This is a genomic window from Thomasclavelia sp. (assembly GCF_017889095.1).
Classification (GTDB): Bacteria; Bacillota_I; Bacilli_A; order Erysipelotrichales; family Coprobacillaceae; genus Thomasclavelia.
Map to the genome: position 1 here is coordinate 1 of NZ_JAGHEW010000264.1, position 9,530 is coordinate 9,530.

Sequence of the window (9,530 nt, forward strand, 5' to 3'; positions counted from 1 at the left end):
AAATATCATAGTGCTAAAATCAAATTACTAAATTCATTAATAAAAAAATCTGTCAATTCAATCATTGCTGTATCGCCAATAAATTATCAGGAACTTTTAACTCCCTATATAAACAATGAAAATATCTTGCCAATTGTATTAAAAGATACCCCTGAACATATATTCGATCGAATCATTTTTTATGATGAAAATGATGAACCATTTAAAGATGAAGAATATAAAAATAAGCACAAACAGCATTATCTTGATGAAATTCTACAGGATATTTATGACTATAGTCATATCTATGAAAATATTCCATCTGCTTTTTTTATTGATAATCGCCCAATTGAAGAGTGCGCTAATGTTTTATATAAACTGATAAAAAATAATCAGCCGATTGAATATACTGTTGATATTATTAATATTTTTGATGAAATGCTTACAACAACTGCTTTTAAAACTTGTATGTATGATTTAATTAGCGGTCGTAAAATTTATTTAAATTTAAATGATCTTCGTGATGCTAGCTATAATGATATGATGGATATTGTTTTAAACGATGATATTTATGTTCCTATCCCAACATTAGATGATGTTCTTGATATGAGTTTTTATGAAGATTTTTTAAATACTTTATCTGATGAAAAAATCAAAAAAGAGCTTTTACTTAAATTTGAAGATATCGAACGAGATTTTCAAGAAGATTTAGAAGAATATGGTTTATTAGATACATGGTTAGATTATGAATATCATAAAAATATCGAGATGGCAAAAAATTGGTGTAATGATAATAACATTAAATATGAATTTAGATAACTATAAATACTAGATCTATTTTTGACTGTTTTTTTACAATATCTAATTTTACTAAAAATATAAAATGGTTATTTTCCTATAAATATTTAGAAAATAACCATTTCTTTTTAGAAACTATATCACTGTTTTCTAACCGTTTAAAAGATAATAAATATTATTAATATGTTTAAAGAATAAAACTAAATCAAGATATTATCATTTAATCTATTTGCATAGATACAGTTTTTTCATTCTGATTTGTTATTTGATTGAAAGTAATTGTTTTTTCTTTAATAATGCCATTATTATATTCAACCATCAATTTAACCTTACAAGTTAATAACTCATTAATCGTTAACATTCGATAATCATCATCAGCTAATTCTTCTAATTGATCTGCGGTTAAAACAAAATTTACTAGTATACCATTACGATAATCTTTAATTTCCTGTTTAGAATAAGCGAATGATATTTTTTCACTATTTTTTTTCATTACCCAAAATGGCCAGCCATAATCTTTCCACATACTTTGCTTATAATTATTAGTAATTAATTCTACTCGATTATTACGAGCTAATTCCATAAATTTACGTAAATCTGTTTCATCGCTACAATAGTTATTTAATTTTGATAAATCAGATGAACGTAATTCATCTAACTGTTTAACTATTAGTTCAACCTGATTACTTTGTTCAAGTGGTAGATAATCTTCATCAAAAAGATCTCCAGAAATATATCGGCAAAGTGATAAGTTATCACCAGTAACTTTTTGAAAATGAATTTCTTTAATGTTTTCACCTTTAATAGTAATATCAAACGGTATATAGCTACTGCCATAATATTTTCCATCAGACTCATTTAAAGAAACTGTTGTTTTCCAATAATCATCAAATACATCATTATCTAATTCAATATTTATTGTATCATCAAATGAATATTCTTGATCATTAGCATAAATATCACAGATAAAATATGTGTCTTCTTGGCTGGATTTATCTTTATTTTGATTTATTGAAAAGTTTATCATTGTAATTAATAAAACAGTTGCCAGGATAACAATTGTAAATCGATAGTATTTTTTTGATTTATTTGGTTTGTTGTTTTGATCAAAAAGATGATTTAATTTGTCTTCTGGTACATTGATATTATCAATAATTTCTTTAATATTATTAGCTTTCATTTTGTCATCTCCAATTCTATTTTTAATTTTTCCCGACCACGAGCAAGTCGTTTTTTTACTGATGCTTCACTTATTTTTAATATTTCAGCAATTTCTTTAACTTTATAGCCATGATAATAATATAAATAAATTACCCCTTTATATTTAGGTACTAATTTAAACACTAGTTCTTCTAATTCTATCGATTTTTCATCATGATAATGATATTCTTCATGAAAAACAGTAGTTTTTAAATTCCAATAACTTTTTAAATTATTTTTACAAGCATTGATCGTTACTCTAAGTAACCAGCGTTTAAGATGTTCTTCATCATTAAAACCATCTTGTTTCAATAATTTAATAAAAGTATTTTGAACAATATCTAGTGCATCAGCTTCATTTTTTAAATAAGTAAAAGCGACTCGATAAACCATTTCTTTATACCGATGAAATACTTCTTCAAAAAGTTCATCTTTCATATTTACCCTCCTTCACTTATTTAACAATTAAAAACATTGTTTGGTGACAAAAAAAGACTTTCTTTTGCGAAAGTCTAATCATCTTTAGTTGAATCACGTTTAATAAACATGTGTTGTACCGAAATTTCTTTAGATTCAATTTTTTCATCTTGTAAAAACTTAGTCAACAAGCGAACTGCAAGCGCTCCCATATCATAGACCGGTACATTCATTGATGATAATGTTGGTTTACACATGATTGAATAGCTAGTATTCAACATCCCTACTACTTCCATTTCAGCTGGAATTTTTATTCCGTTTTCTTGGGCTGCATTGATTACAGCTACCCCATCTTTGTCATAGCCACAAAATACTAAATCGTGTTTATGAGTTTTAAAATACTCAATAAAATTTGGATATGTATTTTCATAATGACTTGAACTAGTCAAAATTTGATCAGTAGTAAATTCTTTGTTGTGCTTTTTATATGTTTCTTTAATTCCTTCAATTATTTCATCGCTTTTAATTAAATTCTGTTTTGGTAAGATATAAATAATATCATCTTTACCACGATTTAAATAGCGATCAACAATTTCTTCAGCGGCTTTTTTTACATCAATATAAATTGAGCCAATATTTTCGCCAGAAACTTTTTTTCCTATTACTACAATTGGCAGTTTATAGCGGACAATCGCTTCAATAGTTTCATCTAGATTATCGTTATTAAATAAAATTACTCCATCAACCCGCGATTTTACTAATCTTTCAGTAACATCAGCTACTGTATTTTCATCACCGATATCATCTGTAGTATACATATTAATATTATAATCTAAATGTCTTCCAGTATCGCCGATTCCACCAATCATATCTTTGACATGAGCAAATAATGATTGCGGAAAAACGATTGCAATTGTAGTTGTCTTACTTGTTGCTAGTCCTCTAGCAATATCATTTGGTTTAAAATCCAGACGCTCAATTACATCCAAGACTTTTTGTTTGGTTTTTTCACGAACAACATTAGAGCCATTGATAACTCGAGAAACGGTTGCAAGAGAAACTCCAGCTTCTCTTGCAACATCGTAAATAGTAACTTTTTTCATTAATCTCTTAAATCTTCAATGATAACATCTAATTCATCTTCAATGTCATCCATTGCTTCATCAAATTCATCTACTACATTGTAATCTTGGTCTTGAACTTTTGTCTTGATTTCTTTTAATTTTGTTGTAACATCATTACTTACTTTAGAAACTGATTCTTTAAAACTTGCATATTCATCACTAGATTTAACAGAATTTGCTAGTTCTTCTAATTTAGTTTTTACTTCAGTAATTTTTTTACTTGCATTTTCTTTAAATTCATCAGCATCGAATTCATCGATTGCTAATTTGATTTCATCAATTGTATTATTGATCAAAGCTTGGATATCTTCTTTAGAAATATTTTGAGCCTTGTCATATAAATCTTTTGATTTATCTTTGATATCTTTTCTTAATTCACTTCCTTTTTTAGGAGCACATAACATTCCAATTACTGCTCCAATTCCAATTCCCGCAATTAATTTTCCTAATTTCATTTTTATTCACCTTTCTAAAATAATTTTCTAATAAATCTAATAACCATTCCAAACGGACTAAATTTAGGACGTTCAGGATCAAAGAAACTAGCTATAGTTTCAACTGGCACATTCAATAAGTCTAATTTGTAATTAATATCATCCATTGCCTTTTCAGCCTTATTGATCGTACTTTGTGCCATTTCCACTGTATCGCCAACTTGTTTGACAGCCGTTGCTGAACGTAGTAATAAAATACCTAATGTTACCAAAGCAAACGCACCGGCTAAAATCAAAACACACCAACAAATATCGATTGCAGTCATAGCATTACCTCAACTTTCTAAAATCCATTATACCACATTTCTATATACTTACATAGATTTTTTTATGGTAATAACTTTTTCTTCCAATTTATAAATATCTTTGCTTGACATAAATAAGAACACAACATCATCATATTTTGCCAATTCTTTAGCTGCTTCTTCATCTTCGCCGATTACTTTAGCACGTGGCAAGTTTTTAGCGATATCATAGATATCAATATCAATACCATCTTCTTTAGCCGCATTTTCAGGGAATGGACAAAAATATGGATAGTCAGCTAAATCCATTGCTTGTGCGAATTCATAGGCAAAGCGAGCCCCTCGAGAAAAACGATCAGGCTTAAATATTGCAACGATCTTTTTACCAGGATATCTTACTCTAGTTGCTTCAATTACATACTTGATTGCCGTTGGGTGATGAGCATAATCATCAACATAAATATTATTACCAACCTCGCTAACTGTATACCGTCTTTTTGTTCCTTCAAACGTTGCCATTTTTTCTTGCATATATTCACTAGTCATATCTTCTAAATAACCTAAAGTAATGATTGCTAATGAATTATATAACATGTGCATTCCATAATATGGTAAATTGAAATGTCCAAATAATTCATCATGAATATAGACATCAAATGATAAACCGTCATGATTTTCAATGACATTAACAGCGCGAACATCATTGCCTTCTTTAAGACCAAAGCGCATTACCCGCTTTTTAAAATTAATTTTTTTGATATTTGGATCATCGCCCCAAACAATTACCGTATCTTTTACCTGGTTAGCAAATTTTTCGAATGATTCAATATATCTTTCTAAATTACCAAAATAATCAACATGATCTAATTCAATGTTATTAATGATGGCATATTTAGGATAGTAATGTAAGAAATGATCTTGGAATTCGCAAGATTCAGCAATAAAATATTTACTATCTTTAGTTGCATAACCTGTTCCATCACCAATTAAAACCGTAGTCTTGGCAAAATCTTTAAATAAATGATAAGCCATTCCTGTTGTTGTCGTTTTACCATGAGTTCCGGCAATACTAATAGAAATAAAGTTTTCCATAAATTGACCTAAAAATTCAAAGTAACGATAGCATTTAACATTAGGATTGGCTAATGCTGCTTTTACTTCCACGTGGTCATCATTAAAAGCATTACCTATAATTACTGTATAGCCATCTTTGATATTATTTGCATCAAATGAATAAATAGGAATATTTCTTTTTCGCAATTCATCTTCAATAAAAATATACTTATCAATATCACTACCACAAACATCATTTCCTAGTTCATGAAGGATTTCCGCTAATGGGGCCATCCCAGAACCTTTGATTCCGATAAAATAATACATATTGTCACCTCACTATTTTATTTTAACACAAATCAAAACAAATGTATTTATTGTTTATTAATCTACTACAATTAAATCTTTAGGATAACTGTTTAAGACTTTACAGCCATCTTTAGTAACCATTACTAAATCTTCGATTCTAACACCAAATTTACCTGGTAAATAAATTCCTGGTTCAATTGAAAAAATCATCCCTTCTTCAACTGGTAAATCAAAATTTACTGATACATCCCCATATTCATGAACATCTTTACCAATAAAATGTCCTAATCGGTGATTAAATTCTTTACCATAACCAGCTTCACTAATCAAATCACGAGCCGTTTTATCAATATCGCATAAGCGAACTCCAGGTTTGATCATTTTTTCAGCCGCTAAGTTAGCCTGCAAAACAATATTATAAACTTTTTTTGCTTCTTCGCTTACTTCTTTGTAGAAAACAGTTCTCGTCATATCGGAACAATAACCTTGATAACGACAACCCATATCAATAATTACACTATCACCAGGTTTTAGCATACTATCGTCATTTTCATGATGGGGATTAGCTCCGTTAGCACCAAAAGCAATAATTGAATCAAAACTATTACCATCACTGCCTAGATCATGGTAAATTCCTTCTAATCGTTTCGCAATTTCAATTTCACTTAAACCCTGACCAACTAGTTTAATTACCTGGTCGATTGCCTGATCATTAATTTTACTAGCTTCAATCATTAATTCACGTTCTTTATGATCTTTTACCATACGGGTATGATCAACACATTTAGAACCATTGACAAATTTAACACCAGGACATTTTTCCATCAATGAAAGTAGGAAATTGGCCGTCCAATGTTTATCGACACCTACTGTTTTAGCGTCTTTTACTCTACTTGCGATCATACTGGTAGGATCATCTGTGTCACTATGCCATACAATATCGATTCCTAGATCTTGATCAACATAGAATAATTTATTAAAGAATAATTTATGTTTACCATTAGCTGCTAACATTAAGACATACATTCTTTCACCAGGATGATTAACATAATTAATTAAATAATCAATTGATGAAGGTTCACTGATTAATAAATAATCAAGATTATTTTCCTGCATTCTTTTTTCAACAGCTGCAATTCTTTCTTTATTCATCTTTAATCACCTTAATTCCTAGTTCATCTAACTGATCTTGATCAACTGGTCCTGGTGCTTTAGACATTGGACAAATAGCACTGGCATTTTTAGGGAAGGCAATAACTTCACGAATATTTTCACTGCCTGTTAGAATCATTACTAAACGATCTAATCCTAAAGCAAACCCGCCATGAGGTGGTGTTCCATATTGGAATGCTTCAACAAACCAGCCAAATTGACTATCGATTCTTTCTTGTGTAAATCCTAATGCTTTAAACGCTCTTTCTTGAAGATCTTGTTCATAAATTCTTTGTGATCCCCCACCAAGTTCAAAACCATTTAAAACAATATCATAAGCATCAGCTAAACAATGAGCAGGGTCATTATCGATTTTATCAATATCTTCTTCTTTAGGTCGCGTAAATGGATGATGAACTGCATAATAGCGATTAGTTTCTTCATCAAATTCAAACATTGGAAAATCTACGACCCATAAATAAGCAAATTCATTTGGATCATATAAATTTAATTCTTTACCTAAATGATTTCTAAGAGCTGCTAATGAGCTACAAACAACTTCATATTTTACATCGCTGACAAATAATAATAAGTCGCCATCTTGACCATCCATTTTCTTTAATAAACGTTCCATTTGCGCTTCATCAAAGAATTTAGCGATTGGTCCTTCACCTTTTCCATTTTTAACCTTCAACCACGCTAACCCTTTAGCTTTATAAGTTTTAACAATCTCTGTTAACTTATCAATTGCTTTACGCGAATAATTATTAGCCTGTCCTTTAACATTAATTCCTTTAACATGACCATTAGCTTCCAAAGCACTTTTAAATACCATGAAATCAACATCATTAACCGTTTCATTTAAATTAATCAATTCTAAACCAAAGCGAATATCTGGTTTATCAATTCCATATTTTTCCATTGCTTCATGCCAAGTCATTCGTGGCAGCGGTAAAGAAAGCTCGATCCCTTTAACATCTTTCATGACCTGAGCAATCATTTGTTCACCTAAGGTAATAATTTCATCAGTAGACATAAAACTCATTTCCACGTCTACTTGCGTAAATTCTGGCTGTCGATCGATTCTTAGATCTTCATCTCTAAAACAGCGAGCAATCTGATAATATTTTTCCATTCCAGCTACCATCAATAACTGTTTAAATAATTGTGGAGATTGTGGTAAAGCATAGAATGATCCATTATGAACTCTTGAAGGTACTAAGAAATCTCTTGCCCCTTCAGGAGTAGAACGATTTAAATATGGTGTTTCAATATCAACAAAATCATGATTATCTAAAAAATTACGAATACTACGGGTAATTTGATGACGCATGATTAATTTTTGTTGCATCACTGGTCTTCTTAAATCTAAATAACGATACTGCATTCTAGCATCATCACTAGCATCAGTTTCATCGCTAGTATAAATTGGTGTTACTTTAGCAACGTTAATAATATTAATTTCACTAACTTCAATTTCAATATCACCAGTTGGTAAATTGGGGTTTTTAGAACTACGTTCAATAACTTTCCCTTTTACATGTAATACATATTCATTTTTAATTTCACGAGAAATCTCTTCCATTGATTCATTTAATACAATTTGCGTAATTCCATAACGATCCCGTAAATCAATAAATACCAAAGCTCCTAAATTTCTTTTTTTAGCAACCCAGCCTTTTAATTCAACAATTTTACCAACATCACTAATTCTTAACTCACCATTGTTATGAGTTCTATTCATGACTATGTCCCTCCATGTGTTCTTCAATATATGCAACGATGTTTTCAATTGGTACAATATCTTGTGTTTTTGAACATGTGCATTTAATATTTACTACTTCATCTTTTACTTCTTGTTCACCAATAATGATCGCAAAATGACTATTTAGACGATCAACTGATTTAAATTGGGCTTTTAATGAACGATCCTGATAATCCATTTCCACACTAAAACCATTAGCTCTTAGCATCGTTGTAATTTGCATTGCCAAGTCTTTAGCCTCATTACCTAGTGGCATTACATATACATCTAAACCATCAGCTTCTTCTAATTGTTCATCCATGGCAATCAATAATCTTTCCATTCCAAAAGCAAAACCAACTCCTGGTGCTTCTGGTCCTCCGATTTCCTGGACTAAACCATTATAGCGGCCACCACCACCAACAGTTGCCCCGGCACCAAGTCGTGGATCATCAGAAATAACTTCAAAAACAGTATGACAATAATAATCTAATCCCCGTACTAAATTAGGATCGATTACATATTCGATTTCCAATTCATCTAATAATTCACAGACTTTATCAAAATGCGCTTTAGCTTCTGGGGTTAAAAAATCAATTGTTTTTGGTGCATCTTTCATTGATGGGTGATCATGATCAACTTTACAATCTAAAATTCTTAATGGATTAGTTTCATAACGATTTTTACAATCACTGCAAAGTTCATCTAAATATGGTTTAAAATGATCTTTTAAAGCCTGACGATAATTATCGCGACTAGCATTATCTCCTAAAGTATTTAAATGTAGTTTAACTCCTTTTAATCCTAAGGCTTTAACTAAAGTTACTGCCATGGTCATACATTCAACATCTAAATATGGTGACTCATAACCAATCATTTCTACTCCAAATTGATGGAATTGGCGCTGACGGCCATTTTGAGGTCGTTCATAACGAAACATTGGTCCAATATAATATAATTTACTGATTTTTTCAGGATTAGCATACATTTTATGTTCCACATACGCTCTAGCGAC

The 9,530-nt window shown here is 30.3% G+C and carries 10 protein-coding genes; 1 reads left to right on the forward strand and 9 read right to left on the reverse strand.

Going from position 1 to position 9,530, the window contains the following annotated elements; translation table 11 throughout:
* Nucleotides 1-798 (forward strand): UPF0158 family protein (locus J7M77_RS11780; RefSeq protein ID WP_296878779.1); only part of this gene is annotated, 798 nt, incomplete at its 5' end.
* Between the two features lie 199 nt (nucleotides 799-997).
* Here J7M77_RS11780 and J7M77_RS11785 read toward each other — a convergent pair.
* The 9 genes from J7M77_RS11785 to hisS all read right to left on the reverse strand — a co-directional run.
* On the reverse strand, nucleotides 998-1,957 hold the full coding sequence (locus tag J7M77_RS11785; RefSeq protein ID WP_296878781.1) for a hypothetical protein: 960 nt from the start codon (nucleotides 1,955-1,957) through the stop codon (nucleotides 998-1,000).
* Nucleotides 1,954-2,415 (reverse strand): RNA polymerase sigma factor, encoded by a 462-nt coding sequence (locus J7M77_RS11790; RefSeq protein WP_296878784.1) that lies wholly within the window; start codon nucleotides 2,413-2,415, stop codon nucleotides 1,954-1,956. Before J7M77_RS11790 ends, J7M77_RS11785 begins: the two co-directional genes overlap by 4 nt.
* A 74-nt stretch (nucleotides 2,416-2,489) precedes the next feature.
* Entirely contained in the window at nucleotides 2,490-3,497 is a 1,008-nt protein-coding gene (locus J7M77_RS11795) for a LacI family DNA-binding transcriptional regulator (protein ID WP_296878786.1), read from the reverse strand.
* Nucleotides 3,497-3,973 (reverse strand): YtxH domain-containing protein, encoded by a 477-nt coding sequence (locus tag J7M77_RS11800; RefSeq protein WP_296878787.1) that lies wholly within the window; start codon nucleotides 3,971-3,973, stop codon nucleotides 3,497-3,499. Before J7M77_RS11800 ends, J7M77_RS11795 begins: the two co-directional genes overlap by 1 nt.
* 14 nt (nucleotides 3,974-3,987) lie before the next feature.
* Entirely contained in the window at nucleotides 3,988-4,278 is a 291-nt protein-coding gene (locus J7M77_RS11805; RefSeq protein ID WP_296878789.1) for a DUF948 domain-containing protein, read from the reverse strand.
* A gap of 48 nt (nucleotides 4,279-4,326) precedes the next feature.
* Complete coding sequence (gene murC, locus J7M77_RS11810) at nucleotides 4,327-5,637, reverse strand: Mur ligase family protein (protein WP_296878791.1); 1,311 nt, start codon at nucleotides 5,635-5,637, stop codon at nucleotides 4,327-4,329.
* Nucleotides 5,638-5,694: 57 nt separating this feature from the next.
* Nucleotides 5,695-6,771: a Xaa-Pro peptidase family protein gene (locus J7M77_RS11815; protein ID WP_296878793.1), complete on the reverse strand. Its 1,077-nt coding sequence runs from the start codon at nucleotides 6,769-6,771 to the stop codon at nucleotides 5,695-5,697.
* Nucleotides 6,764-8,515 carry an aspartate--tRNA ligase gene (gene aspS / locus J7M77_RS11820; RefSeq protein ID WP_296878794.1) on the reverse strand — a complete coding sequence of 584 codons (1,752 nt, stop codon included), beginning with the start codon at nucleotides 8,513-8,515 and terminating at the stop codon, nucleotides 6,764-6,766. Before aspS ends, J7M77_RS11815 begins: the two co-directional genes overlap by 8 nt.
* Nucleotides 8,508-9,530 (reverse strand): histidine--tRNA ligase (gene hisS / locus J7M77_RS11825; RefSeq protein ID WP_296878795.1); only part of this gene is annotated, 1,023 nt, incomplete at its 5' end. The genes hisS and aspS, both read right to left, overlap by 8 nt.

Bases quoted from the DNA above. Each gene is read 5' to 3' on its own strand.
- J7M77_RS11785 (WP_296878781.1), bottom strand. From the start codon at position 1,957: ATGAAAGCTAATAATATTAAAGAAATTATTGATAATATCAATGTACCA.
- J7M77_RS11790 (WP_296878784.1), bottom strand. From the start codon at position 2,415: ATGAAAGATGAACTTTTTGAAGAAGTATTTCATCGGTATAAAGAAATG.
- J7M77_RS11795 (WP_296878786.1), bottom strand. From the start codon at position 3,497: ATGAAAAAAGTTACTATTTACGATGTTGCAAGAGAAGCTGGAGTTTCT.
- J7M77_RS11800 (WP_296878787.1), bottom strand. From the start codon at position 3,973: ATGAAATTAGGAAAATTAATTGCGGGAATTGGAATTGGAGCAGTAATT.
- J7M77_RS11805 (WP_296878789.1), bottom strand. From the start codon at position 4,278: ATGACTGCAATCGATATTTGTTGGTGTGTTTTGATTTTAGCCGGTGCG.
- murC (WP_296878791.1), bottom strand. From the start codon at position 5,637: ATGTATTATTTTATCGGAATCAAAGGTTCTGGGATGGCCCCATTAGCG.
- J7M77_RS11815 (WP_296878793.1), bottom strand. From the start codon at position 6,771: ATGAATAAAGAAAGAATTGCAGCTGTTGAAAAAAGAATGCAGGAAAAT.
- aspS (WP_296878794.1), bottom strand. From the start codon at position 8,515: ATGAATAGAACTCATAACAATGGTGAGTTAAGAATTAGTGATGTTGGT.